Origin of the sequence: Klebsiella sp. 18074 (assembly GCF_902705905.1) — a bacterium.
Classification (GTDB): Bacteria; Pseudomonadota; Gammaproteobacteria; order Enterobacterales; family Enterobacteriaceae; genus Klebsiella; species Klebsiella terrigena.
This window is the reverse complement of the sequence record NZ_CACSIS010000012.1, coordinates 67,377-92,057: the sequence shown is the minus strand read 5'-3', so window position 1 is coordinate 92,057 and position 24,681 is coordinate 67,377. Positions and strand designations below refer to the sequence as shown.

Genomic DNA, 24,681 nt, shown 5'->3' with positions numbered 1-24,681 from the left:
CATGGTGGATACCTTGACGACAAAAGTGCGACCCGCGTCTGTGGCCATCCCCGCCCGCCAGGGCTACTGGCGCGGCGTATTCCGCCGCCTGCTGCGCGATCCCGGCGGCGTGGCGGTCGGGTCAATCATCCTACTGCTGCTCATTCTGGCGCTGTTTGGCCCGTGGCTGATCGCGAAAGACCCTTACCAGACGTCGATGTTTCTGCGCCTGAAGCCGATTGGCACCGATGGCTTCCCGCTGGGCTCCGACGAGCTGGGCCGGGATATGCTGTCGCGGCTGATCCTCGGCACCCGGCTGTCGCTGTTTATGGGGATTGTCCCGGTAGTCTTCGCCTTTTTCATCGGCGGCGCCATCGGCATCGTTGCCGGCTACGCGGGCGGCAAAACCAACACCTTCATCATGCGCACCGTCGACGTGTTCTACGCCTTTCCCTCGGTGCTGCTGGCGATCGCGCTTTCCGGAGCGCTGGGCGCCGGCATCGGCAACGCGCTGCTGTCGTTAACGCTGGTGTTCGTCCCGCAGGTGGCGCGCATTGCCGAAAGCGTCACCGCCCAGGTGCGGCACATGGACTATATCGACGCCGCCCGGGCAACCGGGGCCAGCGCGCTGACCATTATCCGCGTTCAGGTGTTGGGCAACGTGCTGGGGCCGATCTTCGTCTTCTCAACCGGTTTAATTTCGGTCTGCATGATCCTCGCCTCCGGGCTCTCGTTCCTCGGCCTCGGCGTGCGTCCGCCCGAGCCGGAGTGGGGATTGATGCTCAACACGCTGCGCACGGCGATTTACACCCAGCCGTGGGTGGCGGCCCTGCCGGGATTGATGATTTTTATCACCTCCATTTCGTTCAATATCCTCGCCGACCGCCTGCGCGCGGCGATGGCGATCAAGGAGTAAACGATGCAACCTTTTGTCAATATTGACCTCGGCGGCCCAGCCCAGCCGCTGCTGCAGGTCAACAATCTGTTGAAGTACTTTCGCGCCGGTGGCGGAAAGGGACATGAAGTGGTGCAGGCGGTGGATGACGTCAGCTTTACGGTGGTCAAAGGTGAAACGCTGGGCGTCGTCGGGGAGTCGGGCTGCGGGAAATCAACCACCGCGCGGCTGCTGATGCAGCTCCTGAACCAGGATCGCGGGGAGCTGGTTTTCGACGGGCTGGAGGTGGGTTCCTCCCGCCTGCCGATGAAAGAGTACCGTCGCCAGGTGCAGATGGTGTTTCAGGATAGCTACGCTTCACTCAACCCGCGGATGACCATGGAAGAGAGTATCGCCTTCGGCCAGCGCGTGCACGGCGTCAGCGCGAAGGAGGCCAGCGAGTACGCGCGCTATCTGCTGGCGCATGTGGGCCTTGAGCCGGGGCGCTTCGCCCACCGCTATCCGCACGAGCTCTCCGGCGGCCAGCGCCAGCGGGTGAATATCGCCCGCGCGCTGGCGATGAAGCCGCGGCTGGTGATCCTCGACGAAGCGGTTTCGGCGCTGGATAAATCGGTGGAGGCGCAGGTGCTGCAGCTGCTGCAGGAGCTGAAGCGCACGCTGGAGCTGACCTACGTATTTATCAGCCACGACCTGCACGTGGTGCGCTGGCTGTCGGACCGGATCCTGGTGATGTATCTCGGCGAGGTGGTGGAAATCGGGCCGGCGGAGCAGCTGTTTACCGCTTCGGCCCATCCCTATACCCGGGCGCTGCTGAGTTCGATGCCGTCGATGGACCCGCGAAACCGCACCCTGACCTCGCCGCTCAACGGCGATCCGCCCAGCCCGATCTCCCCCCCGGCGGGCTGTCGCTTCCATACGCGCTGCCCGCACGCCAGAGCGGTCTGCGCCGAGGTGAAACCCACTCTCGAAAGCGTGGGGGAGGGGCACCAAAGCGCCTGCCTGATGGCGCAGCCGGCGTCGCCCTGGCATCACGCTGTCACCGTACGGGAGGTGCGCCATGTCGCATGAAGCCTTTGTCCATATCCGCGATCTGCGGGTTGAGTTCCGCCGCGACGGTCAGACGATCAATGCGGTCAACGGCGTCTCTTTTGATGTGCAAAAGGGCGAGGTGCTGGCGCTGATTGGCGAGTCCGGCTCCGGAAAAAGCGTGACCCTCAGGGCGCTGATGCGCCTGCATCCGCCTAAAAGCAGCGTCCTTTCCGGAACCCTGCGGGTGGATGGCGAAGCGGTGCTGGAGATGAACGCTTCCCGGCTGCGGCGCTATCGCGGCGCGCGCTGCGCCATGATATTTCAGGAGCCGCTGCTGGCCTTCGACCCGGTCTATACCGTCGGGCAGCAGATCGTCGAAGGCCTGCGCCGCCATGAAGGGCTTTCGCGCCAGGCGGCAAGAGAGCGGGCGCTGGAGGCACTGCGCCAGGTGCGCATTCCGAGCCCCGAGCGGCGGCTGGATGCCTATCCCCACGAGATGTCCGGCGGGATGCGCCAGCGGGCGATGATCGCCCTTGCGCTGTCGTGCAACCCGCAGCTGCTGCTGGCGGATGAGCCGACTACCGCCCTCGACGCGACGGTGCAGATCCAGATCCTGATCCTGTTGCGCGAGCAGCAAAAGGAGCGCGGCCTGTCGATTATCTTTGTTACCCACGACATCGGCGCGGCGGTGGAGATTGCTGACCGCGTGGCGGTGATGTACGCCGGGCGCATCGTCGAAGAGGCGTCGATGGAGGATATTCTCTACCGTCCGCGCCACCCTTATACCCAGGTTCTGCTGGGCAGCCGCCCGAAAGAGGGGCTTAAAAAAGGCGATGCCCTGCGCTGCATCCCCGGTTCGCCGCCGGATCTGGCGCGCCTGCCGGCGGGCTGCGCGTTTGCCGAGCGCTGTCCCCACGCGAGGGCGGCCTGCGGGCAAAGCCAGCCGGCGACGGAGCAGGCTGGCCAGCGCCACGTGGTGAGCTGCCATCGCTGGCGGGAGCTGGCCGCCAGCGTCGAGAGCCCGGCGCAGTACGCCTGAATTAATTAAGGAGACAAGCATGCAGGATGATATTCGCGCGTTTATGCCCTATCCGCCGCACCTGGTGCCGCACGCGCACGGCGGGCCGCTGAGCGGCATGACCTTTGCGGTTAAAGGTCTGTTCGACGTGGCGGGCTACCCGACCGGCGGCGGCAATCCGCATCTGCTGGCGCTCTCGGGGATTAAAAGCCGCACCGCGCCGGTCGTGCAGAGGCTGCTGGATAGCGGCGCTCGCTTTATGGGTAAAACCCACACCAGCGAGCTGGCCTATTCGATGAGCGGCCACAACGTGCATTACGGCACCCCGCGCAACGGCGCGGCGCCGAATCATATTCCCGGCGGCTCCTCCTCGGGGTCGGCCTCGGCGGTCTCCAGTGCGGTCTGCGATTTTGCTCTCGGCACCGACACCGGCGGTTCGGTGCGCACGCCGGCGAGCTACTGCGGGCTGTTCGGCCTGCGCCCCAGCCACGGGGGGATCTCCCTCGACGGCTGCCAGCCGCTGTGCGCCACCATGGACACCTGCGGCTTCTTTGCCCGCTCGGCGGAGGTCTTTCGCGCCGTCGCCGAATGCCTGCTCGGCGGCGAGCGCCCGGCGGTAGATGGCGTCAGGCTGACCAGCCACGAGGCGCTGTTTTCGCGCCTGCCGCTGCGCAGCCAGCAGGCGCTGCTGCCGGTACGCCAGCGCCTGGGCCGCGCTTTTGGCGAAATCGCCTCGCTCAGCGCGCCGCTGCCGGACGTCGACGAGATCTATCTCGCCTTCCGCCAGATCCAGGGCTATGAAGCCTGGCAGGCGCAGGGAGAGACGATTGAGCGCTACGGGCTGCAGCTGGGGCCGGACGTGCGCGAGCGCTTTCTGTGGGGAAAAGCGGTGACGGCGGCACAGTTCGACAGCGCCTGCCAGCTGCGGGCCCGCTTCAGCGACTGGTGGGATCGGCAGCTGGGCGAGGCCATCTTAGTGCTGCCGACGGTGCCAGACGGTGCGCCGCTGCTGACGGCGCAGGCCGCTGAAATTGAGGCGGTACGCCGCCTGTCGCACGATCTGCTGCTGATTTCCGTGATGACCCGGCGCCCGCAGGTGACCCTGCCGGTCGCCCAGGTGGGCGGCCTGCCGCTGGGTATTTCATTTTTGGGGCCGCGCGGCAGCGATCGTCTGCTGGTGGAGCTGGCCGCCGCATTTGTGCAAGGAGAAGACCATGAGCAGTGATGTCCTTTTTACCCCGGTTGCCGGGATTGACGCCGGTCGGGTCAACGGCGAACGGCTGTGGGATTCGTTAATGGCGCTGGCGGAGATTGGCGCGACGCCGAAAGGCGGCTGCTGCCGTCTGACCTTAACCGATCTCGACAGGCAGGGGCGGGATTTGGTGATCGGCTGGGCGAAAGCGGCCGGGATGAGCGTCAGCGTGGATAAAATCGGCAACGTCTTTATGCGCCGGGAAGGGCGTAACCCGCAGCTGCCGCCGATTGTTTCCGGCAGCCATATCGATACCCAGCCCACCGGCGGCAAGTTTGACGGCAACTACGGCGTGCTGGCGGCGCTGGAGGTGGTGCGCACGCTCAACGATCTTGAGATCGAAACCGAAGCGCCGATTGAAGTGGTGTTCTGGACCAACGAGGAGGGCTCGCGCTTTGTGCCGGTGATGATGGGCTCCGGGGTCTTTGCCGGCGTGTTTGCGCTGGAAGAGATCTATGCCGTACAGGACGCGGAAGGGAAAACGGTGGGCGAAGAGCTGGCGCGCATTGGCTATATCGGCAGCCAGACGCCGGGGGAGCGGCCGATCGGCGCCTATTTTGAAGCGCATATTGAGCAGGGTCCGATCCTCGAAGCCGAAGAGAAGGTGATTGGCGTGGTGCAGGGCGTGCTGGGCATTCGCTGGTACGACTGCGTGGTCAGCGGCCAGGAGTCACACGCCGGGCCGACGCCGATGCGCCTGCGCAAAGATGCCCTGCAGGTGGCAACCCACATTATGCAGGAGGTGGTGGCGATCGCCGGGCGCAGCGAAGAGGGGCGCGGGACCGTGGGCCGGGTGCAGGTCTATCCCAACAGCCGCAACGTGGTGCCGGGCGAAGTGACCTTCTCTATTGATATGCGCAACCTCAGCGACGCGCTGGTGGATGAGATGGACCGCCAGTTGCGGGAGTTTATCGCCAAAGTCGAGCAGGAGAGCGGCCTGGCGGTGGCGCTGAAGGAGGTCAGCCACTATCCGGCGGCGCCGTTCCACGCCGAGTGTCAGGCGGCGATTGCCGCAGCGGCCCAGCGGCTGGGCTATCCGGCCCGCGAGATCGTCTCCGGCGCCGGGCATGACGCGGTCTACATGAGCTATCTGGCGCCCACCGGCATGATCTTTATCCCCTGCAAGGACGGCATCAGCCATAACGAAATCGAGTACGCTTCGCCGGAGCACGTCACCGCCGGCGCTAACGTGCTGCTGCAGGTGATGCTGCAGTACGCCCGGGCGGTATAGTCCTGCGCAACGGTAGCCCTTTGCCGGGCTACCCCATCTGCTCCAGCTGGCCGCACAGCACCTCAACCCCCTGCTCGATGGCGTCGGGGTTGATGGCGTGGAACCCCATACGAAAGAAGTTATCCGGCGGCGCGTCGCTGAGAAAATGGCGCGCGCCGGGCTCAATCAGTACCCCCGCATGGGCGGCGCGCCAGGTGAGCTGCTGGGTATTGATATGTTCCGGCGTCGCCAGCCAAAAGGCGTTGGCGTACTCGCTGCCGGGGATGATCCGGCACTCCGGGAGATGGTTCTGCAGGGCGCTATTGAGCCGATCCCAGCGCTGGGCCGAGTCGTAATGGTAGCGCCGCAGGTGCGTTTCATAGTGCCCCTGGGCGAGGAAGTGCGCCATCTGATACTGAATATTGGTGGGCGGATGGCGATAGATCAGGCGCCGCAGCGCCCGCGCCTCGTCGATAAGATCCGGGTCGGCCACCATAAAGCCCAGGCGCAGCCCCGGCGACAGCGCTTTTGACAGGCTGCTGACGTACACCACCCGCCCGCTGCGATCGCTGGCCTTCAGCGCCGGCAGCGGGTTGAGCATAAAGTTACTCTCCGAATCGTAATCATCCTCCACGATCACCGCGTCGTGGCGCGCGGCGTATTCCAGCAGCTGGCTGCGCCGGGCCTTGCTCATCGCCACGCCGGTGGGAACCTGATGGCCGGGCGTCACGTAGTAGTAATCGCAGGGGGCCTCGTTGAGCACAATCCCTTCGTCATCCACCGGATGCGGCACGATGTCGGCATCTGCCAGCAGGAAGGTATTGATCGCCTCGCGAAAGCAGGGATTCTCCACGCCGACCCGAGTGGTGGAGGACATCAGCAGGCGGGTGAGCAGGTAGAGCGCGTTCTGCGAACCGAGGGTGATCAGGATTTCATCCGCAGCGGCCACAATCCCGCGCTTCGGCAGCACCCGGGTGCGGATTTGCTCAATCAGCATCGGCACGTCCTGGTCAACATGATCGACCACCCACGCCGGGTCGCGCACGCCGCCGTGCAGCCAGTTGGCCGCCGAGCGCCAGGTGGCCAGCGGAAACTGGCGGGTATCCGGCTGGCCGTAGATAAACGGATAGCGGTAGTTCATCCAGCCGGCGGGTTTGAGAATCGACTCCTGCTGGCTGGGCGTCATCTGCAGCCGGGCGCCCCAGCGTGGTGCAGCGGCCTCGTCCTGCGGTGCACTTTGCACGGCGGCGCCGGCGGCGGGCTGCGCATAGTCCGGGTGCAGATAGAACCCGCTGCGCGGCCGGCTGATGAGATAGCCTTCGTTGACCAGGCTTTCAAAAACCAGCGCCGTGGTATTGCGCGAGACCCGCAGCTGGCTGGCCAGCTGACGGCAGGAAGGGAGCGGAGTATCGGCGGCGAAGAAGCCGCTCAGAATGGCGTCAATCAGCGTCTCTCGCACCTGTTCCTGCAGCCCGCGATGCGGGTCGAAATCGACGTGTAAAAGGTGACGAATCATGCTCAGCTCCTTACGCAAATAGGGTATCGGACATGCTGCAAACTCCATACCACCCTGAAAATGTCTGACACATCTGCGCGGCGAATCTGGCTCTATGGGGAAATTGAAAACGCTCCCTACAGTAAGAACCGACCTCATCGGGCTATTTTATCGGCCATTTTGGCCCCGGGCAGTGCTTAATCTGGTGGCAACAATAGTCGCCCGATGGGGCGGTTTAAATTAAATATTCATCAGTTGCGGATCGGAACGTCCGTCGGCACATATTTTGCAAAACCTTTCCGTGTTCCGGAGTGAACCAGTCTGGCGAATTAATAAGGGGTAGATTGATGAAAAAATTATTGGGTTCAGTTTGTCTGGGTGCCGTTATGGCAATGGCCTTTTCCTGGCATGCCGCCGCCGCCGCCGATCTTCCGGCAATAGAAAAATCGGGCACCCTGAAGGTTGCGACCGAGGATGACTACGCGCCTTTTAACTTTATGAATAACGGCCAGGCGGATGGGTTTAACAAAGATATGCTCGATGAGTTACGCAAATACGCGAAATTCAACGTTGACCAGAGCATCCTGCCGTGGACCGGCCTGCTGGCGGCGGTCTCAACCGGCCAGTACGATATGGCTCTTACCGGCGCGGTGATTACCGATGACCGGCTGAAGGTGTTTGACTTCACTCCGCCGTGGGCGTCGGCCCAGCACTACTTCGTGAAACGCGCCGGGGACAACTCCCTCGACACCATCGCTGCCCTCAGCGGCAAAAAGGTCGGCCTGCAGGCCGGTAGTGCGCTGCTGGCGCGACTGCCGGAGCTGAAAGCGATGCTGGAGAAAACCGGCGGCAAGCTTGGGCCGGTGGTGGAGTATCCCTCCTATCCGGAAGCCTATGCGGATCTCGCCAACAAGCGCCTTGACTACGTGATTAACGTGGTGATTTCGGTAAACGACCTGGCGAAGTCGAAGCCCAAGGTCTTTGCCAAAGGGCTGGCGGTGTCCGGTCCGGGCTATATGGCGTGGCCTATTCCTAAAAACTCACCGCAGCTTTTGGCCTATATGACCAAATTTATCAACCATATGCGTGAAACGGGGCGTCTGACTGAGCTGCAGAAAAAATGGTTTGGCGAGACCTACGATAACCTCCCGACGGAGGCGATAACCAGTCCTGAGCAGTTCCATAAGCTAGCGGGTCTGTAACACGTCGCGGCGGGCAACCGCCGCCTGTTGATGCGAAGGAGGGCCACATGGATGCAATTTCCTGGCAGTTATTGATTGAAGGCGCGTGGACGACCCTCTGGATTTCGGCCATCGCCATCGCCCTCGGGGTGGTGATTGGCCTGCTGATCGCCCTGGTGCGGATGATGCGAATTCCGCTTGTCGACCAGCTGCTGGTTGTCTATATCAGCCTCGCCCGCGCCACGCCGCTGGTGACGCTGGTGCTGTTTCTGTTCCTTTCGCTACCGACGATGGGGATTAACCTCGATAAGAACCTGTCGGCAATCGTGGCGTTGACGCTGAATACCTCGGCCTTTAACGCCGAGATCTGGCGCAACGCGTTTCGCACTTTCCCCCGCGACCAGCGCGAGGCCGCCGAGTCCGTCGGCATGCGGCGCTGGACCTACTTCCGCTACATTATGCTGCCGCAAATGTGGATCGAGAGCCTGCCGGCGCTGGTGAACGAAATGTCCTTTTTGATCAAAGGCAGCCCGGCGATTGCGGTGATTGGGGTGGTGGATCTGACCCGCGTCACTAACCGCATCTCCTCGGTGACCTACGAACCCCTATCGCCGATCCTCGCCGCGGGGCTGCTGTATGTGGTCATTATCGGGCTGCTGCTGAAGCTGCAGAGTATGGCGGAACGCAAAGCTAAACGCCTGGCGCGCTAAAACAGGAGATCCTATGAATCAGTGGGCCGTTATCTGGTCGGTGCGCGAGAGCTTTATTGCCGGTTTGCTTGCCACCCTTGAGCTCTTTATCATCGCGGCGCTGGCCGGTTTATTTATCGGGATTGCGCTGTGCTATCTCAGCGAATATCAGAAGAAGTTCCTTAACCGGCTCATTATTGGCTTCGTCAGCCTGATGCGGGCCATTCCGTTTTTAATTCTCGCCTATCTGCTTTATTACGGACTGCCGGAAATCGGTATTAGCCTCGAGGCCTGGACGGCGGGGCTGGTGGCGCTGATTATTTATCATGGCGCCTATTTCTTTGAAATACTGCGCAGCCAGCGGCGGGTCTTCTCCAGCGGCTATATTGAGGCGGCGGTGGCCCAGGGCTTTTCGCGCTACAAAATATTTACCCGCATTATTCTGCCCAATATCGTCTCGTCGGCGCTGCCGCTGATGGGAAACCAGCTGATTATTTGCCTGAAAGATACCGCCTTCCTGAGCATTATCACTGTCCAGGAAATTACCGCCGCCGCCAACAGCGTCCAGGCGACCTATTTTATCCCGTTCAACGCGTTTATCGTCGCCATTGCGCTCTACTGGGCGATCGGCATTCTGCTGGAGCTGCTGGTTAAGCGGCTGAGCGCCTGGGGAGCGAAAAGAGGAATGAGCCATGCCTGATTCAACCGCTGTCAGCATTAAAAACGTCTCCAAACAGTTCGATAATATTGAAGTGCTCCGCGACATCAACCTGACGGTTGAAAAAGGCTCGGTGGTCAGCATTCTGGGGTCGTCGGGCTCCGGAAAATCGACGCTGCTGCGCTGCATGAACTGGCTGGAGCAGCCGGATCGCGGCGAGATCCATATCAGCGGCCTGCGCCTCGGGGTCGATGAACGCAGCGGCCGGGCGATGTCCCACCGTCAGTTGTCGAAGGTGCGAGAGCGGGTGGGTATGGTCTTCCAGAGCTTTAACCTGTGGCCGCACCTGACCGTGCAGCAGAACGTCAGCGAAGCCCTGCTGCACGTAAAGGGCATGAAGCGCGGCGAAGCCAACGAGATAGCCCTGCGCCAGCTGGAGAAGGTTGGCATGGCGCACAAGGCCGACGCCTGGCCGATCACCCTCTCCGGCGGGCAGAAGCAGCGGGTGGCGATTGCCCGCTCGCTGGCCATGTCGCCGGAGGTGATCCTGTTCGATGAACCCACTTCGGCGCTGGATCCTGAGCTGGTCAACGAAGTGCTGGGAGTGATGAAAGCGCTGGCGGCCGAGGGCTACACCATGGTGGTGGTGACCCACGAGATGGACTTTGCCCGCCAGGTCTCCGACGAGGTGGTGTTTCTGGAGAAGGGGCTGCTGATCGAGAAAGCGCCGCCGGAGAAGTTCTTCACAAACCCGGACTCCGAGCGGGTGCGGCAGTTTTTGCAGAGCAGCCGCTAGCGTTAAAAAACCCGGTCGGCTGGCCGACCGGGCTTTCTCAATACGCTGCTTTAATCGCGATCGATAGCGAACGGCTGCCATGCCTGACGTACCGGCATCACCTCCACGCGGTTGATATTCATATGATCCGGCAGGGTGGCGATATAGAACATCTGCCCGGCAATATCCTGCGCGCTCAGCGGCGTGGTGCCGCGATAGAGGTTATCGGATGCCGCCTGGTCGCCTTTGGTGCGAACCAGGGTGAATTCGGTCTCGGCGATCCCCGGCGCGAGGTCGGTGACCCGCACGCCGGTCCCCAGCAGGTCGCAGCGGAGGTTGTAGCTGAACTGCTTCACGAACGCCTTGCTTGCGCCGTAGACGTGGCTGCCCGGATAGGGCCACTGGCCGGCGATCGAGCCGATGTTGATAATCGAGGCCCCGGCGCCGTGCTTAATCAGCGTCGGCAGCAGCGCATGGGTGACGTTGACCAGCCCGGTGACGTTGGTATCGATCATCGTTTTCCAGTCCTGCAGGTCAACCTTTTGCGCCGGCTGCGGCGCCAGCGCCAGCCCGGCATTGTTGATTAAGGTTTTAATATCGGCGAAGTCCGCCGGCAGCGCGGCCACCGCCGCCTCCACCGCGTCGCTGTCGCGCACGTCGAGCTCGATAATATGCACCGGCACCTTCTGGCTCAGCGCATCCTTCAGCTTCTCCAGCCGCGCCAGACGGCGGCCGCTAAGCACCAGCGACCAGCCGGCCTCGGCAAAAACCTGCGCCGCCGCTTCGCCAAAACCCGAGGTTGCCCCGGTAATAAATACCACGTTGTTGGTCGTCATTTCATTCTCCTGTGTGCCTGGTTCACCCACTATAAAAACCGGCGGCGGGCGCGCACAGGGCCAGTCGTCATGCGGCGATGTGACACCGTGTCACATCGCCTGCCGCGCACTGGCTCTATCCCTTTTTCGCCAATGCGCCCAATGATAGTGACAACAACAACGCCATCAGAGGGGCAGGGTATGAAGCTGGCACTACAAGACGATGTATCGGTAAGCAACGATGACGTACGCCAACTGGATCGCGCTTATGTATTTCACTCATGGTCGATGCAGGGCAATTTGAACCCGCTGGTGATTGCCGGAGCCAAAGGCTGCGAGCTGTGGGATTACGAAGGTAAAACGTACCTTGATTTCAGCAGCCAGCTGGTCAACGTCAATATCGGCTATCAGCATCCACGGGTGCTGGCGGCGATGAAGGCGCAGCTGGAGGAGCTGGTGACCATCGCGCCGGCTACCGCCAACCTCGCGCGCGGCGAAGCGGCGAAGCGCATCGTCGAGCTGGCGCCGGAGGGCTTTAGCAAGGTGTTCTTTACCAACGCTGGCGCGGACGCCAACGAAAACGCGATCCGCATGGCGCGGCTGTATACCGGGCGCGATAAGGTGCTCTCCGCCTACCGCTCCTATCATGGCAATACCGGCAGCGCCATTGCCGCCACCGGCGACTGGCGCCGGGTGCCGAACGAGTATTCGCGCGGCCACGTTCACTTCTTCAACCCGTACCTCTACCGCAGCGAATTCAATGCCACCAGCGAAGAGGAGGAGTGCCAGCGCGCGCTGGCGCACCTGCGCAGAATGATCGAGTGCGAAGGTCCCGGCGCGATTGCCGCGATCCTGCTGGAGTCTATTCCGGGCACCGCCGGGATCCTCGTGCCGCCGGATGGCTATATGCAGGGCGTGCGGGCGCTGGCCGACGAGTTTGGCATCGTGCTGATCCTCGATGAAGTGATGGCCGGCTTTGGCCGCACCGGCAGCTGGTTTGCCTTTGAGCAGGATGGGATTGTGCCGGATCTGGTGACCTTCGCCAAAGGGGTTAACGCCGGCTACGTGCCCGCGGGTGGAGTGCTGATTAGCGAGCCGATCGCCCGCCACTTTGACGACCACTTCTTTGCCGGCGGTCTGACCTACTCCGGCCACCCGCTGGCGATGGCGGCCATCGTGGCCACTATCGACGCGATGAAAGAGGAAAAGATCGTCGAAAATGCGGCGACGATTGGCAACGGCGTACTGCGCGAGGGGCTGGAGGCGCTGGCGCAGAAGCACGCTATCATCGGCGAGGTGCGCGGGCGCGGGCTGTTCCAGGCGCTGGAGCTGGTCAGCAGCCGCGCGCGCAAAACGCCGCTGGCGGCCTCCGATATGGCGGCGATCAAGGGCGCATTAACCGAAGCCGGCCTGCTGGCCTTCGTGGTGGAAAACCGCATCCACGTGGTGCCGCCGTGCACCATCAGCGCGGAGCAGGTTGCTAAAGGGCTGGCTATTTTTGACGCGGTATTCGCCCGCTTTGCCGCTCTGGCGGAGTAGAACAGACGCCGCGGCCGCTTCCCGGATAAGGCGTTTACGCCGGGAGCGGCCTGCGGTTCGCGAACCTCAGCTCATCCGATGCTCGCCGTTAACCAGCGCTTCGCGGTCGAAGAAGCGCTGGATCGCCCCTTCAGCCATAAACGCCGCCCGGTCCGACATATGGGCCACCACGTCGGCGTCGTGGCTCACCAGCAGATAGGTCATTCCGTGCTCCTGCTTCAGCCGGTTCAGCAGGTTGAGGATCTCCGCCTGTACCGACATATCCAGCGCCGACGTCGGCTCATCTAGCAGCAGGATCTGCGGGCGCAGCAGCAGCGCGCGGGCAATCGCCACGCGCTGGCGCTGGCCGCCGGAAAGCTGGTGCGGATAGCGACGCGCGGCGTCGGCGGGCAGCCCAACCTGCTCCAGGGCGGTCGTCACCCGCTGCGCAATATCGCTGATGCCGTGAATCTCCAGCGGCTCCGCGAGGGTGCGCCACAGGGTATGGTTTGGATGCAGCGAGGCGTAGGGATCCTGAAACACCATCTGCACGTTGCGCCGCAGCGGGCCCTGGAAGCGAACGCCCGGCGTAATGGCCTTGCCGAACAGCGCCACCTCGCCGCTCCAGTCGCGCTGCAGCCCGCCCAGCACCCGCAAAATGGTCGATTTTCCGCAGCCGGAAGCGCCGATAAGGCTGAAGGTTTCCCCGGCGTCAACGCTGAAGCTGGCGGCGGAAACCGCCGTTTTAGCGCCGAAAATGACCCGTAACGCCGCGAGATTAACGACCGTCATGCGTCGCCTCCGTAAAAGATTGATTTCTGTCGAGGGTCGGCAGCATCCGGCCGTAGGTCTGCGCGTCGGGACGGCAGGTCCACAGCGTGCGGGTATAGGGGTGAGTGGCCGCAGGCAGGTCGCGCGCCGCCATCCCGTCGACCTGCGCCCCCTGATACATCACCAGCACCCGATGGCAGTGCTCGGCGACCAGCGGCAGGTCGTGGCTGATCAGCAGCATCGCCATCTGCCGCTGCTCGCACTGTTCGACCAGCAGCTCGAGGATCTGGTTGCGCAGGCGGGCGTCGAGCGCCGAGGTAGGCTCATCGGCAATCAGCACCTTCGGGTTATTAAGGAGCGCCAGGGCGATCATCACCCGCTGGCCCATGCCGCCGGAGAGCTCCCCCGGATAGCGGGCCAGCACCGGTAAATCGAGGCCCACGGCGGCCACGGCGGCTTTCACCGCCTCCAGCCGCTGGCGGCGGTTCAGGCGCTGGTGGAGCGTAAGGGCCTCCTCCAGCTGCGCCTGGATGTTGAGCACCGGGTTTAGCGCATAGCGCGGGTCCTGCAGCACCATCGCCATATCGTTGCCGCGCAGCGCGCGCCAGCCGCGGCTGCTGAGGGTTAGCGCGTCGCGGCCCAGCACGTTGAGCGTGCCGGCGCTGACCGCGCCCGGCCTGCGCACCAGCCCCATCAGGGCACGGGCGGTCATCGATTTCCCGGAGCCCGACTCGCCCACCAGCGCCAGGCGTTCGTTGCCGAGCGTAAAGCTTAAATCGTTCACTACCCGGGCGCTGGGGTAGTCAATGGAGAGTCCCTGGACGTTGAGTCGGGTATCAGTCATGTTGTGGCTCCAGTACGTCGCGCAGGCCGTCGCCCAGCAGGTTAAACGCCAGGCTGGCAATCAGGATCGCCGCGCCGGGCGTGGCGGCAATCCACCACTGGTCGAAAATCACCTGCATCCCATCGGCGATCATCGCCCCCCATTCCGCCATCGGCGGGCGGGCGCCGAGGCCGAGAAAGCCCAGCCCGGCGGCGGCGAGGATGATGCCCGCCAGATCCAACGCCAGGCGCACGATGGCCGAAGGCAGGCACAGCGGGAGAATGTGGCCCATCAGCAGTCGCCGGCCGCCAATGCCCATCATTTCCGCCGCCGCCAGGTAGTCGCTGTGGCGCAGGCGCTGAATTTCACTCCGCGCCTGGCGGGCGTAGGCCGGCCAAGCGGTGAGCGCCAGCGCCAGCGCGCCGTTGACCAGCCCTGGGCCGAGCATGGCGACAAAGGCAAAGGCCAGAATCAGCCGCGGCATCGACATCACCACGTCGGTAAAACGCATCAGCCCGCGCTCCAGCCAGCCGCCGTAGTAGCCGGAGAGGATGCCCACCAGCAGACCGGCGGGAAGGGTGATCAGAGTGACCAGCGCCACCAGCCCCAGCGCCGGCCGGGTGCCGTAAATCAGGCGCGAAAGCAGGTCGCGGCCGTAGCTGTCGGTGCCGAGCCAGTGTTGGGCGCTCGGTCCCTGCAGGCGGGCGGCGGCATCCTGCCAGTTGGGGTCCAGCGGCGCCAGCCACGGCGCGAACAGCGCCATCAGCACCAGCAGCAGAATAATCACCAGCCCGCAAAAGGCGGCGGGGGAGCGGCGCAGGCGGCGTAAAAACAACCAGGTCGGCATCAGCGCACCCTCGGGTCGGTTAACCGTACCAGCAGGTCGGTAAGGTTATTAATCAGGACGAAGCTGGCGCCAATCAGCAGCGTACCGCCCATGATCGCCGTGGTGTCGCCGGCAAACAGCGCGGTGGTGAGATAGCGGCCGATTCCCGGCCACGAGAAGACGGTTTCGGTGAGCACCGCGCCTTCCAGCATGGCGGTCCAGGCCAGAGCAATGACCGTCAGCAGGGTGCCGCGAATATTGGGCAGCACGTGACGAAAGAGGATCGTCATTTCGCCGGCCCCTTTGGCGCGCGCCAGCAGGACGTACTCTTTGTTCATCTCGCTCAGGCAGGCGGATCGCGTCAGGCGGGTGATGCTCGCCAGCGAGTAGTAGGCCAGCAGCAGCACCGGCAGCAGCAGGTGGCCGACGGCATTTTTAAACGCCTCTCTATCACCCGACAGCCAGGTGTCAATCAGCGCAAACCCGGTGCGCGGCTCGACGCTGTACTGATAAATATCGTCCAGCCGCCCGGGGCCAGGCGTCCACTGCAGCCTGGCGTAGAACAGCGCCAGCATCAGCAGGCCGAGCCAAAAAATTGGCACCGAGTTGCCGAGCAGCGTAAAGGTGCGTACCGCCAGGTCCCAGGGCGAGCCGACGTAGCGGGCGCAGAGCACGCCGGCAGTTACGCCAAGCAGGGCGCCAATAATCAGCGCCAGCGTCGCCAGCTCGAGCGTTGCCGGGAAGGTGGAGAGCAGGTCGTGAAGCACCGGCTGGCCGGTCGCACTGGCGATGCCAAGATCGCCGTGCGCGAGCTGGGTCAGATAGTGCCAGAACTGGACCGGCAGCGATCGGTCAAGGCCGAGCTGATGGCGTACCTGATCGTAGGTGGACTGGCTGGCGTGGTCGCCGACGATTTGCAAAACCCGGTCAACCGGCGACAGCGCCGAGAGCGCGAAGGTCACCAGCAGCAGGCCGAGCAGAGTCAGCGCCAGGGTGAGCAGCCCCTGAAATAGCGCGAGCAGAGGGCGCTTTGCGCGCCGCTCCGCTCCGGTGGGTGAAACAGCAGACATGGTTATTCCGTAGGTAAAGGGTGCCGTGTGAACGTGGCGGATAACATCCCCGGAGCGCGGCGTAAATCCGCGTCCGGGTGGCTAAAGCGTCGCTATTTGCTGACCCGATCGTACCAGACCATATCGGCGTTCAGCCCCTGCTGGTAGCCCTTGACGTTGTCGCGAACCACGATCTGCGTTTTCCCCTGATCGACAAACACGTACGGCGAGCTGCGCTGCAGCTCTTCCTGCATCTGTTTATAGAGTCCGAGGCGTTTGGCGGCATCCGGCTCGGCCACCGCCGCGAGGGTGGCTTTATTCAGCTCCGGGATTTGCCAGCCGTTAAGACCGGCCACGGTGCTCGATTTCCCGTCGTTGTAAGCAAAGGCGCTGGCGTTGGAGTGGGCGTCGAAGTAGTCGGGGATCCACAGGCGAATCGCCGCCTGATGCTGCTTCGCTCGCACGCGGGCGTACACCTGGCTGCCGGCCGCCGGCAGCAGATCGATCTTCACGCCGCCCTGGGCGAAGCTGGCCTGCATTGACTGGGCGATGGTGATAAACGGCGGCTTGTTTTCGACATCAAGGGTGAAGTGGGCGTCTTTAATTCCGGCTTTGGCGAGGATTGCTTTGGCCTTCGCCGGGTCGAATTTAAACGGATTGTTGTCCAGCGCCCCCGGCAGACCCACTGGCAGGAAGCTCTGGTGGACAAAATACTGGCCCTTGAGCAGGTCCTTCGTGATGCCGTCGTAATCCACCAGCCAGCGTGCGGCTTCCCACAGCGCCGGGTTTTTCAGCAGCGGGTTGGCATCGTTGCCGGTGTTAAACGCCAGGTAGTTCTGTTCCGCCGACGGAATGCTCAGCACCTTCACGCCGGGCTTGCCCTGCAGGGCGGCAATCTGATCGGCGCCCAGATCGCGCGCTACGTCGGCGTCACCCTGCTGGATCAGCAGGCGGCGGGAGGCCGGATCGGGCACGTTTTTGATGATGATGCTTTTCAGCTTCGGCGCGCCGGTGGGCGAGCTGTCGTTGGCCTCCAGCACGATGGCCTGATGCGGCTGGTAAACGCGCATTTTGAAGGCTCCGCTGCCCGCCGAGTGCATCTTCAGCCAGCCGTTGCCGAAATCGTTATCTTTGGCATTCGGCGCCACCAGCTTTTCATCGACGATAGAGGCGATAGGCGTGGAGAGAATATTCAGCGCCACCGCCGGGCTCACTTCGGCGCTCCAGTGCAGCACCAGCGTGTGGTCATCCACCTTCTTCAGCTGAGCGGCAATATTGTCCGGCTGCCAGCCGAGAACGTTGAGGATAAAGGCCGGGGATTTATTCAGGGTCACCGCGCGGGTGTAGGAGAAGATAATATCTTCCGGACGTACCGGGTTGCCGGAGGCGAACTTCGCCTCGGGCTTGAGCTTCACGGTCAGCGTTTTCGCTGCCGGGTCCGCCTGCCAGCTTTCGGCCAGAATAGGGGTGATTTTTTCAGGGTTGTCGCGGTCCGGCTGCACCAGACGCTGGTAGAGGCTCGGTACCGTTTGAATGCTGGAGAGTTCGTTGGCTTCCGCCGGGTCGAGGCTGACGATATCGTCGAGGCCCTGGGCAACCACCAGGGTGGTTGGCGGCGTGGCGGCATGGACGGCGGCGGATAGCGCGGTCAGCACCAGTAATGACAGCAGTTTTTTAGTCATGAGCAATCCCTGAAAAATGATGTTTTGATTATTGATGTGCCGCTAAATTAGGCCCCTTCACCAAAGGCGTAAAGTCAAAATACGGATAAGCTTATGCTTAAAAAGCATAATCAATATCATCGGGCGATGAGTGAAAAGTTACGCCGCCGTCTTTCTGCGCGCCGCGCTTCTTGATATAACAATTTGATCACAATTTAACGGAACGTGAAAATGCCGGAAATCAATCAGTATGGCCAGCAGGTGAACGATATGGTCGTTGGCTGGCAGGGCGCCAGCGTGCTAAAGCGCAGCGCGTTAACGGGACGCTATTGCCGGCTTGAGCCGCTGGATACCCGGCGACACGCCGCCGATCTGTTTGCGGCCTACGCCCTGGGCGACGACAGCGACTGGACCTGGCTTGCCAGTACGCGCCCCGAAACCGTGGAGGCCACCGCGCACTGGGTGGCAGGCAAAGTCGGCGACGACGCGCTGGTGCCCTTTGCGGTTATCGATCTCGGCTCCGGCCAGGCGGTGGGGCTGGTGAGCTTTATGGCGATTGAGCAGGCGATGGGCTCGGTGGAGATCGGCCACGTCACCTGGTCGCGGAAGATGAAAAATACCCCGCTGGGCACCGAGGCGGTTTGGCTGCTGCTGAAGTACGCGTTTGCCGCCGGCTACCGGCGCCTGGAGTGGAAGTGCGACTCGATGAATATCGCCTCCCGCCGGGCCGCCGAGCGGCTGGGCTTTACCTGGGAGGGGCGCCTGCGCCAGAAGATGGTGCGCAAGGCGCGCAGCCGCGACAGCGACATGCTGTCGATTATCGACGGCGAATGGCCGCAGCGCGACGCCGAACTGCGGGCGTGGCTGGCGGCGGACAACTTCGATGCCGAGGGGCGGCAGATAAAACGGCTGGATGAGTTCAGTCGGTGAGCGGGATGCGGATAGAACAGGAATATATCGCGTCTATCCGCAGGTTTCATGGCGGGTCTGATGCCCGCTTTTATGTCGATGCTTTTTGCCGCCGGGTCTGTTCAACGGTGAACCGCCATTCATGCCAACGCTTTTGTAGCCGCTCATGGCGTACCATATTGGGTTGAAAGCTAACATGTTCAGGTAAAAACTGGCGCAGTTCCTGCGTTGTTAACGTTAGTAAAGCCTTACGGGCCAGTAATGCGGAGCCCATTGCCGAGAGTTCTGTGACATCGCTGCGCATGACCGGGCAGCCCAGTAAATCGGCCTGATACTGCATCAACCAGCTATTTTTAGTTGGCCCGCCGTCAACCATCAGGGCCGCCAATGCAAAATCATCGTGCTGGCGCATTGCCATGGCAACGTCAGCTATTTGATAGGTAATTGATTCCAGTGCGGCGCGTACCAGGTGAGCGCGCTTCACCCCTCTGCTAAGTCCACGGATGATTCCTCGTGCGTTTTCGTCCCACCAGGGGGCTCCGAGTCCGGTTAGGGCGGGAACAAAATAGACGCCCAGCGTGGACTCTACCGAGGCGGGCAGTTCGTTGAGCTGCTTCGTCAACTCTGCCGGTGATAGTGAATCCAGCCCGGTGCTTTCCACCATCCATGCTACTGCGTCGCCGGTATGCGGAATGTTCCCTTCCAGGCCATAAACCAGCTGCTCTCCGTCGTGCCATGCTACGGTAGTCGCTAATGTGTCGACATCGAATTGCGCTGATGGTACTGGCGCCATCACGGAAGAACCGGTGCCATACGTTGCCTTCACACAGCCGGCGGCTCCCAAACCGTGGGCGAACAGTGCCGCGTGCGAATCGCCGATCATCGCCATAATCGGGATGTCGTCGGGGATGCCATGACAGTTTTTGGTATAGCCAAAAAAACCGCTGGAGGGGCGTATTTCAGCCAATGCCTGACGGGGAATGGCAAACAGAGCCAGCATATCTTTGTCCCAGCCAGCGGTGTGCAGGTTAAAAAGCTGGGTACGTGCGGCGTTAGAGTAGTCACAGTAGAAGGCGCTGCCTCCGCTCAGATTCCACAAAATCCAGCTGTCCACGGTACCGAGGCATATCTCCCCCTGTTCTGCCAGAGCAAAGCCGTTTGGCACAGATTCAAGCAGCCAGCGCATTTTGGAGGCAGAGAAGAGTGGGGCGACGGGGAGGCCGGTAGTCGCTTTAATCTGCGCTTCTTTACCCTGCTGACGCAATGACTGGCAAAAATCCGCCGTGCGCGAACATTGCCAGGTTATCGCGGCGGCCAGCGGACGGCCGCTGCTGCGATACCAGCCCACAGCGGTTTCACGCTGGTTGCTGATGGCCAGCGCCGCGACATTCTCCTTCCCTACGGCTTCGATAGCCTGCATCAGAATGTCCGTCGAGGCGTCAACCAGCAGTTCAGCCGACTGCTCCACCCAACCTTCCCGCGGCGTGCTGATAGCCAGCGGGCGGGTGAAGGTGGCCAGCACCTCGCCGCGAGTGCCAAACGCGACGGCCTTCGCATTGGTTGTTCCTTCATCAAGGGCGATGATTATCTCTTTTTTGGCCACAATGCCCTCACTGATGCAGATAGGTATTAATGCCGAGGTAGCGCGTAAAGGCTTCATGCAGGATCTCGGCGCTGGCGGAGTGGTTCATCGCCACATGATGCTCAAAACCGTTACGGCAAATCCATGACAGCAGCTGCTCCAGATGCGGAACCTGAATAACCGCGCGGCAACCTACGGTATCCAGCGGATCGTCAACTGACTGGCCCGTGCCAACGTAGGCTTTGATTTCGCCGGTTAGATCGTCGGTGCTCAGGCGGAAATAGGTCAGCTGTCCGCTCTTCATCCTGCCGTGTACCGCACCGCAGGTATTCTCCTTGCCGACGGTCGTCCCGATGATATCTGCGGTGCCCATATGTGGCGACTCGAGGCTTGCAGCGGCGAAGTTGCCGCAGTGAAACAGCACGCATTTATCTCGATCGTCGCCAAAGTTGTTATTCCAGTCGGCGATGGAAGCCGGATTGAGGTTACTGCTGGCCAGTGCATACATCGACAATGCGCCCATCACGTCGACCTCGCAGGCGCTGGGCATCAGCTGTCCGGACATGATGCTCATAATGGAGCAAACGTTGATTCCGAGGTTTTCCTGTAATGATGTCCAGCACTGAATAGCGGTGGTATCGATATCGTTGGCAACGATCCACTCACCTATCACCACGAACAGCTTGGCCATCGTGACTATTTTGTCTGCTGGAATGGCACTGGCATCGGCATTATCGAGCAGGAGGCGGCGTTTTTCATCAACGCGGATATCGTCATCGCGTAGTCGTTTTATGCGGGTAAAAACTTCGGACAGATCGAGGGTTTCTACGGCGATGCCCAGCCGCTCAAGCAGCTTTTCGCTATAGCGAACGGTGTTAAAACCAGCCGGACGCGCGCCGATTGCCCCCACGCGGACTCCGCGCATGCTGCTGACGACCCGGCAGATCTGTTCAAAACGCAGAAGGTCTTTTTCAAACACGTTGCCGCTTAGCGCGCAGACGTGCTGTGTAGTCAGCGTAAAGGGGATTCCGTACTGGCGTAGGTTGTTGCACAGGGAGATTTTGCCGCAGAAGCTGTCGCGACGCGTCGCCAGCCCCATTTTATCGAGGTTATCTTCTTCGGCCTGAACCAGTACTGGCACGCCCAGGCCGGAAAGACGCAGCGTTTCAGCGATCGCTTTTTCATCCCCGAAGTTAGGCAGTAGCACCACTACACCGTGAATTTCGTCCCGGTGGGCGCGGAACAGTTCGGCGCAAACCTTCGCGTCTTGGCGCGTTTCTACGCCGCCCAGTTCGGTTTGCGTATCGTTGAGCATAATAGTGTTAATCCCCAGGCGAGCAAACAGGGCGGTCGCCTGTTCGCGCGCTTCTGCCACCAGATAGCTCGGGAAAAAACCTCGGTTGCCGATAATGACACCCATCGTGAGTTGTTGCGGAATACGGGACATCGTTCATTCTCCAGTAAGATATTCGATCTTGTTATTGTTTTGCGTACGCCTGAAAAAGGGCCGTGGCGTTTTTAACCACGCCAGCTGCGTCGATCTCATGTCGGGCGCGGGTGGCGGAACGGTCGCCGGCAATAGCGTATTCACCGTCCGGGATACCGAGACGGCGCAGTGGGATCGCGCAGCCCGCTTCGGCGAGCACTTCTGCCACCAGGCTTCCGACACCGCCGTTAATGTTGTGTTCTTCTACGCTAATGACGGCTTGGTGCGGCCTGAGCGTCGCCAGAAGCTGTGCCCTGTCGCAAGGACGAATAGACGTTACACTGATAACCGAGGCGTCAATACCGTTTTCCGCCAGTCTTGCCGCGGCGGCAACAATCTCATGCACCGTAGAGCCCATGGCGACCAGAGCTACGTCGGTGCCTTGACGCAGGACATCAATCTTACCTGGCGTAAAGCGATAGTTCTCATCATGCAGCTCCGGTAGCGCTTTGCCATCAAGACGGATATAGACCGGGCCGACGTGGGCCAGCGCATAGTCGATGACCTGGCGGCATTCGCGCGGGCAGGAAGGTGCATAGATTTCGATGTTACCGAAACCGCGCAGGACGGCTATATCGTCAATACTATGGTGCGTGCTTGCCAGCGGGCCGTAGCTGGCACCGGCATTGAGGCCAAACAGTTTCACGTTGGTATTGTTGTAGCAGACGTCCACTTTTATCTGTTCGTTGGCGCGCGAAATTAAGAACGGGGCCGCATTACAGGTGACGGCAATTTTCCCTCCCAGCGCCAGGCCCGCCGCCGCGCCGACCAGCGTTTGTTCGGCGATACCGACGTTGACCAGACGGCCGGGGAATTTCTGCATAAATGGCGCTATTTTTGCCGTTGAGGTTGAGTCGGCCACTACCGGGACCACGTCCACTCCGCGTTCGACGGCATCTATAAGAGCATTCACCATTACCGTGGCGAGATGTTCGCTATTACTCATCTTTCAGTTCCTCCAGAGCCAGTTCAATTTCTTCACCTTTAGGTACCCGGTGATGCCATTCGGAACGCCCCTGAATAAAGGAAATACCGGCCCCCTTAGTGGTATTAGCGATGACGACGTGTGGTTTGCCATGAGGCTGCAACCCTTCCAGGGTAGCGACAACGTCAGCCATGTCATTACCATTACACTCGGTGACTTCCATACCGAAAGCACGCCACTTTTCATCCAGCGGGTCAGTATTCATAATGTCTTTGGTTAATCCCGCCAACTGAAGGTTGTTTTTATCATTGATAATAAAAAGATTATCCAGCTGGTAGTGCGCAGCAACCAGCGCGGCTTCCCAGTTGCTGCCTTCCGCTAACTCTCCGTCTCCGGTGACGACGAAAATGCGGCGTTTACTATTATCCCGCTTGGCCGCCAGCGCAATTCCGACGGCGACGGGAAGACCGTGACCCAATGCGCCGGTATTCAACTCTATCCCCGGTGTTTTATGGCGAACCGGATGCCCTGGCAGATGTGAATCAGCGTGTTGATAAGTAGCGAGCCAGTCCGTCGGGATAAATCCGGCTTCCGCCAGCACGCAGTAATAGCCGCCGACTGCATGCCCCTTGGATTGGATATAAATATCTCGTTCGTCGCTGTCTTGCAGCTGTGGCGAGCAGTTAAGGATGCGGAAGTAGAGGGCCGTCAGCAGTTCTACCTGCGATAAATCGGCCCCAGTGTGACCACCTGCAGGGCTTTCAGCATTGATTACGATGATGCGACGGCGAATTGCCCGTGCTTTCTTTTCTAACTCCACAATGGAGAGCGAAAACGGATTCATAAAATACCTCTTGAATGTTAATTCTTTACTGAATAATTATTCAGGAAGGGCAAGAAAAAACGTCAGATGCTTCTGGCAAGCTAAAAAACAACAGAAACAACGGATTATTTCTCATGTTGAATATATATTCATTACTGATTTATTATTCACATAGATAAGATATGCCCTGCTAGTGGCTTTGTCCACGACTTGTACAGGCTATTTTCTAAGAAAAGAGAAAACGATCACATTTGGATCGTTTGGGGAAAGAGCAGGAAGCTTGTTATCTATTCAGCTATGCATAAAAATAACGAGGAAGAATTTAAGGGGAACGCTATGTCTAAGCAGGATGAACAACGTTTGCTGGTGAAAATTGCCACGCTTTATTACAGCGAGAACAAAAAGCAGTCCGAAATTGCCTCATTGCTGCACCTGTCGCAATCTTTTGTTTCGCGCGCGCTGACGCGCTGCCAGAAAGAAGGGCTGGTAAAAATCACCGTTGTTCAACCAACGAATATCTTCGTCGAGCTGGAAAAAGCGATTGAAGAGCGCTTTGGTATTCGTCAGGCTATAGTCGTGGATGTCGGCGAGAATGCCGGCTATGCGCAGGTTAAACATGCTATTGGTAGCGCCGCCGCGCACTATGTTGAAACACGCCTGCGTCCAGAGGACCTGGTGGGAATTTCTTCCTGGAGTAGCACCATTCGCTGCATGGTTGATGAAATGCATCCGCAAAATATTCGCGCCGCTGGCGTAATTCAGCTCTTAGGCGGCGTGGGTCCCAACGGTAACGTGCAGGCGACGATTCTTACCCAGCAGCTGGCGGCTCACCTGGATTGCCCGGCATGGCTGCTGCCTTCGCAAAGTATCGAGCATTCGGTTGAGGAGAGATCCCGGCTGGTTAACAGCCCTGACGTCGCGGCGGTAGTGGCAAAGTTTGCCGAGGTTGATGTGGCAATTGTTGGCATAGGTGAACTTGAACCATCCCAGCTGCTGAAGAACTCCGGCAACTATTATAATGAAGAGATGCTTCAGCTCCTGGCACAACGAGGCGCGGTAGGTGATATCTGCCTGCACTATTACGATGCGGCCGGAAATCCCGTACTGAGTCATGAAGAAGACCCGGTGATTGGTATGGAGCTGGAGCAAATTCGCTCGTGTCGGCACGTGATTGCGCTGGCTGGAGGAGTGGAAAAAGGCAATGCCATTCGTGGCGCGCTGGAAGGGAAATATATTGATGTCCTGATTACGGACTTCGCTACCGCCCGCGCGTTAGTGAAAGAATAAAATAGTGCCGACGCGTTGCAGATGG

At 60.9% G+C, this 24,681-nt stretch carries 23 protein-coding genes; 12 read left to right on the top strand and 11 right to left on the bottom strand.

Annotation, left to right across the window (positions count from 1 at the left end):
• Nucleotide 1: 1 nt before the first annotated feature.
• The 5 genes from GVK32_RS13635 to GVK32_RS13615 are packed head-to-tail and all read left to right on the top strand — an operon-like array spanning nucleotide 2 to nucleotide 5,404.
• Complete coding sequence (locus tag GVK32_RS13635; protein ID WP_159868574.1) at nucleotides 2-895, top strand: ABC transporter permease; 894 nt, start codon at nucleotides 2-4, stop codon at nucleotides 893-895.
• Between the two features lie 3 nt (nucleotides 896-898).
• Nucleotides 899-1,942: an ABC transporter ATP-binding protein gene (locus GVK32_RS13630; protein WP_159868571.1), complete on the top strand. Its 1,044-nt coding sequence runs from the start codon at nucleotides 899-901 to the stop codon at nucleotides 1,940-1,942.
• Entirely contained in the window at nucleotides 1,932-2,942 is a 1,011-nt protein-coding gene (locus GVK32_RS13625) for an ABC transporter ATP-binding protein (protein WP_159868568.1), read from the top strand. Before GVK32_RS13630 ends, GVK32_RS13625 begins: the two co-directional genes overlap by 11 nt.
• A 19-nt stretch (nucleotides 2,943-2,961) precedes the next feature.
• Nucleotides 2,962-4,146 carry an amidase gene (locus GVK32_RS13620; protein ID WP_159868565.1) on the top strand — a complete coding sequence of 395 codons (1,185 nt, stop codon included), beginning with the start codon at nucleotides 2,962-2,964 and terminating at the stop codon, nucleotides 4,144-4,146.
• Nucleotides 4,136-5,404 carry a Zn-dependent hydrolase gene (locus GVK32_RS13615; protein ID WP_159868562.1) on the top strand — a complete coding sequence of 423 codons (1,269 nt, stop codon included), beginning with the start codon at nucleotides 4,136-4,138 and terminating at the stop codon, nucleotides 5,402-5,404. The genes GVK32_RS13620 and GVK32_RS13615 overlap by 11 nt, the downstream gene beginning before the upstream one ends.
• A gap of 28 nt (nucleotides 5,405-5,432) precedes the next feature.
• On the opposite strand, the gene GVK32_RS13610 is transcribed toward GVK32_RS13615, so the two are convergent.
• Complete coding sequence (locus GVK32_RS13610; protein WP_159868559.1) at nucleotides 5,433-6,899, bottom strand: PLP-dependent aminotransferase family protein; 1,467 nt, start codon at nucleotides 6,897-6,899, stop codon at nucleotides 5,433-5,435.
• A gap of 326 nt (nucleotides 6,900-7,225) precedes the next feature.
• Here GVK32_RS13610 and GVK32_RS13605 point away from each other — a divergent pair, with 326 nt between their 5' ends.
• Genes GVK32_RS13605 through GVK32_RS13590 form a run of 4 tightly spaced genes read left to right on the top strand, consistent with a single transcriptional unit; the run spans nucleotide 7,226 to nucleotide 10,202 of the window.
• On the top strand, nucleotides 7,226-8,080 hold the full coding sequence (locus GVK32_RS13605; protein ID WP_159868556.1) for a transporter substrate-binding domain-containing protein: 855 nt from the start codon (nucleotides 7,226-7,228) through the stop codon (nucleotides 8,078-8,080).
• 47 nt (nucleotides 8,081-8,127) lie between these two features.
• A complete protein-coding gene (locus GVK32_RS13600) occupies nucleotides 8,128-8,769 on the top strand; it encodes an amino acid ABC transporter permease (RefSeq protein WP_041144499.1) in 642 nt (213 codons plus the stop codon).
• A gap of 13 nt (nucleotides 8,770-8,782) precedes the next feature.
• On the top strand, nucleotides 8,783-9,448 hold the full coding sequence (locus tag GVK32_RS13595; RefSeq protein WP_128878819.1) for an amino acid ABC transporter permease: 666 nt from the start codon (nucleotides 8,783-8,785) through the stop codon (nucleotides 9,446-9,448).
• Entirely contained in the window at nucleotides 9,441-10,202 is a 762-nt protein-coding gene (locus GVK32_RS13590) for an amino acid ABC transporter ATP-binding protein (protein WP_159868553.1), read from the top strand. Before GVK32_RS13595 ends, GVK32_RS13590 begins: the two co-directional genes overlap by 8 nt.
• Before the next feature lie 50 nt (nucleotides 10,203-10,252).
• On the opposite strand, the gene GVK32_RS13585 is transcribed toward GVK32_RS13590, so the two are convergent.
• Nucleotides 10,253-11,017: an SDR family NAD(P)-dependent oxidoreductase gene (locus GVK32_RS13585; RefSeq protein WP_041144502.1), complete on the bottom strand. Its 765-nt coding sequence runs from the start codon at nucleotides 11,015-11,017 to the stop codon at nucleotides 10,253-10,255.
• 180 nt (nucleotides 11,018-11,197) lie between these two features.
• Here GVK32_RS13585 and GVK32_RS13580 point away from each other — a divergent pair, with 180 nt between their 5' ends.
• Complete coding sequence (locus GVK32_RS13580; protein ID WP_159868550.1) at nucleotides 11,198-12,535, top strand: aspartate aminotransferase family protein; 1,338 nt, start codon at nucleotides 11,198-11,200, stop codon at nucleotides 12,533-12,535.
• Between the two features lie 66 nt (nucleotides 12,536-12,601).
• Here GVK32_RS13580 and GVK32_RS13575 read toward each other — a convergent pair whose 3' ends face one another.
• The 5 genes from GVK32_RS13575 to GVK32_RS13555 all read right to left on the bottom strand — a co-directional run bounded on the left by GVK32_RS13575 (nucleotide 12,602) and on the right by GVK32_RS13555 (nucleotide 17,665).
• The gene (locus GVK32_RS13575; protein WP_076944871.1) at nucleotides 12,602-13,306 is read right to left on the bottom strand and encodes an ABC transporter ATP-binding protein; all 705 of its coding nucleotides are present in this window, start codon (nucleotides 13,304-13,306) and stop codon (nucleotides 12,602-12,604) included.
• Nucleotides 13,293-14,129 carry an ABC transporter ATP-binding protein gene (locus GVK32_RS13570; protein ID WP_159868547.1) on the bottom strand — a complete coding sequence of 279 codons (837 nt, stop codon included), beginning with the start codon at nucleotides 14,127-14,129 and terminating at the stop codon, nucleotides 13,293-13,295. The genes GVK32_RS13575 and GVK32_RS13570 overlap by 14 nt, the downstream gene beginning before the upstream one ends.
• Complete coding sequence (locus GVK32_RS13565; protein ID WP_132511510.1) at nucleotides 14,122-14,955, bottom strand: ABC transporter permease; 834 nt, start codon at nucleotides 14,953-14,955, stop codon at nucleotides 14,122-14,124. The genes GVK32_RS13570 and GVK32_RS13565 overlap by 8 nt, the downstream gene beginning before the upstream one ends.
• Complete coding sequence (locus tag GVK32_RS13560; protein ID WP_227697850.1) at nucleotides 14,955-16,004, bottom strand: ABC transporter permease; 1,050 nt, start codon at nucleotides 16,002-16,004, stop codon at nucleotides 14,955-14,957. The genes GVK32_RS13565 and GVK32_RS13560 overlap by 1 nt, the downstream gene beginning before the upstream one ends.
• A gap of 92 nt (nucleotides 16,005-16,096) precedes the next feature.
• Entirely contained in the window at nucleotides 16,097-17,665 is a 1,569-nt protein-coding gene (locus tag GVK32_RS13555; protein ID WP_159868544.1) for an ABC transporter substrate-binding protein, read from the bottom strand.
• A gap of 210 nt (nucleotides 17,666-17,875) precedes the next feature.
• Here GVK32_RS13555 and GVK32_RS13550 point away from each other — a divergent pair, with 210 nt between their 5' ends.
• Nucleotides 17,876-18,574 (top strand): GNAT family N-acetyltransferase, encoded by a 699-nt coding sequence (locus GVK32_RS13550; RefSeq protein ID WP_159868541.1) that lies wholly within the window; start codon nucleotides 17,876-17,878, stop codon nucleotides 18,572-18,574.
• Nucleotides 18,575-18,644: 70 nt separating this feature from the next.
• Here GVK32_RS13550 and GVK32_RS13545 read toward each other — a convergent pair whose 3' ends face one another.
• Genes GVK32_RS13545 through GVK32_RS13530 form a run of 4 tightly spaced genes read right to left on the bottom strand, consistent with a single transcriptional unit; the run spans nucleotide 18,645 to nucleotide 23,390 of the window.
• Nucleotides 18,645-20,213 (bottom strand): FGGY family carbohydrate kinase, encoded by a 1,569-nt coding sequence (locus GVK32_RS13545; RefSeq protein WP_159868538.1) that lies wholly within the window; start codon nucleotides 20,211-20,213, stop codon nucleotides 18,645-18,647.
• A complete protein-coding gene (locus tag GVK32_RS13540; protein ID WP_159868535.1) occupies nucleotides 20,164-21,582 on the bottom strand; it encodes an L-fucose/L-arabinose isomerase family protein in 1,419 nt (472 codons plus the stop codon). The genes GVK32_RS13545 and GVK32_RS13540 overlap by 50 nt, the downstream gene beginning before the upstream one ends.
• 31 nt (nucleotides 21,583-21,613) lie before the next feature.
• The gene (locus GVK32_RS13535) at nucleotides 21,614-22,567 is read right to left on the bottom strand and encodes a transketolase family protein (RefSeq protein WP_159868532.1); all 954 of its coding nucleotides are present in this window, start codon (nucleotides 22,565-22,567) and stop codon (nucleotides 21,614-21,616) included.
• On the bottom strand, nucleotides 22,560-23,390 hold the full coding sequence (locus GVK32_RS13530; RefSeq protein WP_159868529.1) for a transketolase: 831 nt from the start codon (nucleotides 23,388-23,390) through the stop codon (nucleotides 22,560-22,562). The genes GVK32_RS13535 and GVK32_RS13530 overlap by 8 nt, the downstream gene beginning before the upstream one ends.
• 315 nt (nucleotides 23,391-23,705) lie before the next feature.
• Here GVK32_RS13530 and GVK32_RS13525 point away from each other — a divergent pair, with 315 nt between their 5' ends.
• Nucleotides 23,706-24,656, top strand: coding sequence for a sugar-binding transcriptional regulator (locus GVK32_RS13525; RefSeq protein ID WP_159868526.1), 951 nt, complete (start codon nucleotides 23,706-23,708; stop codon nucleotides 24,654-24,656).
• Nucleotides 24,657-24,681 lie beyond the last annotated feature (25 nt).

What these genes read in the sequence shown, in the direction of transcription:
- GVK32_RS13630 (WP_159868571.1), top strand. Translation starts at nt 899, where the DNA reads ATGCAACCTTTTGTCAATATTGACCTCGGCGGCCCAGCCCAGCCGCTG.
- GVK32_RS13605 (WP_159868556.1), top strand. Translation starts at nt 7,226, where the DNA reads ATGAAAAAATTATTGGGTTCAGTTTGTCTGGGTGCCGTTATGGCAATG.
- GVK32_RS13555 (WP_159868544.1), bottom strand. Translation starts at nt 17,665, where the DNA reads ATGACTAAAAAACTGCTGTCATTACTGGTGCTGACCGCGCTATCCGCC.
- GVK32_RS13600 (WP_041144499.1), top strand. Translation starts at nt 8,128, where the DNA reads ATGGATGCAATTTCCTGGCAGTTATTGATTGAAGGCGCGTGGACGACC.
- GVK32_RS13575 (WP_076944871.1), bottom strand. Translation starts at nt 13,306, where the DNA reads ATGACGGTCGTTAATCTCGCGGCGTTACGGGTCATTTTCGGCGCTAAA.
- GVK32_RS13635 (WP_159868574.1), top strand. Translation starts at nt 2, where the DNA reads ATGGTGGATACCTTGACGACAAAAGTGCGACCCGCGTCTGTGGCCATC.
- GVK32_RS13570 (WP_159868547.1), bottom strand. Translation starts at nt 14,129, where the DNA reads ATGACTGATACCCGACTCAACGTCCAGGGACTCTCCATTGACTACCCC.
- GVK32_RS13540 (WP_159868535.1), bottom strand. Translation starts at nt 21,582, where the DNA reads ATGTCCCGTATTCCGCAACAACTCACGATGGGTGTCATTATCGGCAAC.
- GVK32_RS13610 (WP_159868559.1), bottom strand. Translation starts at nt 6,899, where the DNA reads ATGATTCGTCACCTTTTACACGTCGATTTCGACCCGCATCGCGGGCTG.
- GVK32_RS13525 (WP_159868526.1), top strand. Translation starts at nt 23,706, where the DNA reads ATGTCTAAGCAGGATGAACAACGTTTGCTGGTGAAAATTGCCACGCTT.
- GVK32_RS13550 (WP_159868541.1), top strand. Translation starts at nt 17,876, where the DNA reads ATGCCGGAAATCAATCAGTATGGCCAGCAGGTGAACGATATGGTCGTT.
- GVK32_RS13615 (WP_159868562.1), top strand. Translation starts at nt 4,136, where the DNA reads ATGAGCAGTGATGTCCTTTTTACCCCGGTTGCCGGGATTGACGCCGGT.
- GVK32_RS13545 (WP_159868538.1), bottom strand. Translation starts at nt 20,213, where the DNA reads ATGAAGCCTTTACGCGCTACCTCGGCATTAATACCTATCTGCATCAGT.
- GVK32_RS13625 (WP_159868568.1), top strand. Translation starts at nt 1,932, where the DNA reads ATGTCGCATGAAGCCTTTGTCCATATCCGCGATCTGCGGGTTGAGTTC.
- GVK32_RS13585 (WP_041144502.1), bottom strand. Translation starts at nt 11,017, where the DNA reads ATGACGACCAACAACGTGGTATTTATTACCGGGGCAACCTCGGGTTTT.
- GVK32_RS13560 (WP_227697850.1), bottom strand. Translation starts at nt 16,004, where the DNA reads ATGTCTGCTGTTTCACCCACCGGAGCGGAGCGGCGCGCAAAGCGCCCT.
- GVK32_RS13595 (WP_128878819.1), top strand. Translation starts at nt 8,783, where the DNA reads ATGAATCAGTGGGCCGTTATCTGGTCGGTGCGCGAGAGCTTTATTGCC.
- GVK32_RS13620 (WP_159868565.1), top strand. Translation starts at nt 2,962, where the DNA reads ATGCAGGATGATATTCGCGCGTTTATGCCCTATCCGCCGCACCTGGTG.
- GVK32_RS13535 (WP_159868532.1), bottom strand. Translation starts at nt 22,567, where the DNA reads ATGAGTAATAGCGAACATCTCGCCACGGTAATGGTGAATGCTCTTATA.
- GVK32_RS13565 (WP_132511510.1), bottom strand. Translation starts at nt 14,955, where the DNA reads ATGCCGACCTGGTTGTTTTTACGCCGCCTGCGCCGCTCCCCCGCCGCC.
- GVK32_RS13530 (WP_159868529.1), bottom strand. Translation starts at nt 23,390, where the DNA reads ATGAATCCGTTTTCGCTCTCCATTGTGGAGTTAGAAAAGAAAGCACGG.
- GVK32_RS13590 (WP_159868553.1), top strand. Translation starts at nt 9,441, where the DNA reads ATGCCTGATTCAACCGCTGTCAGCATTAAAAACGTCTCCAAACAGTTC.
- GVK32_RS13580 (WP_159868550.1), top strand. Translation starts at nt 11,198, where the DNA reads ATGAAGCTGGCACTACAAGACGATGTATCGGTAAGCAACGATGACGTA.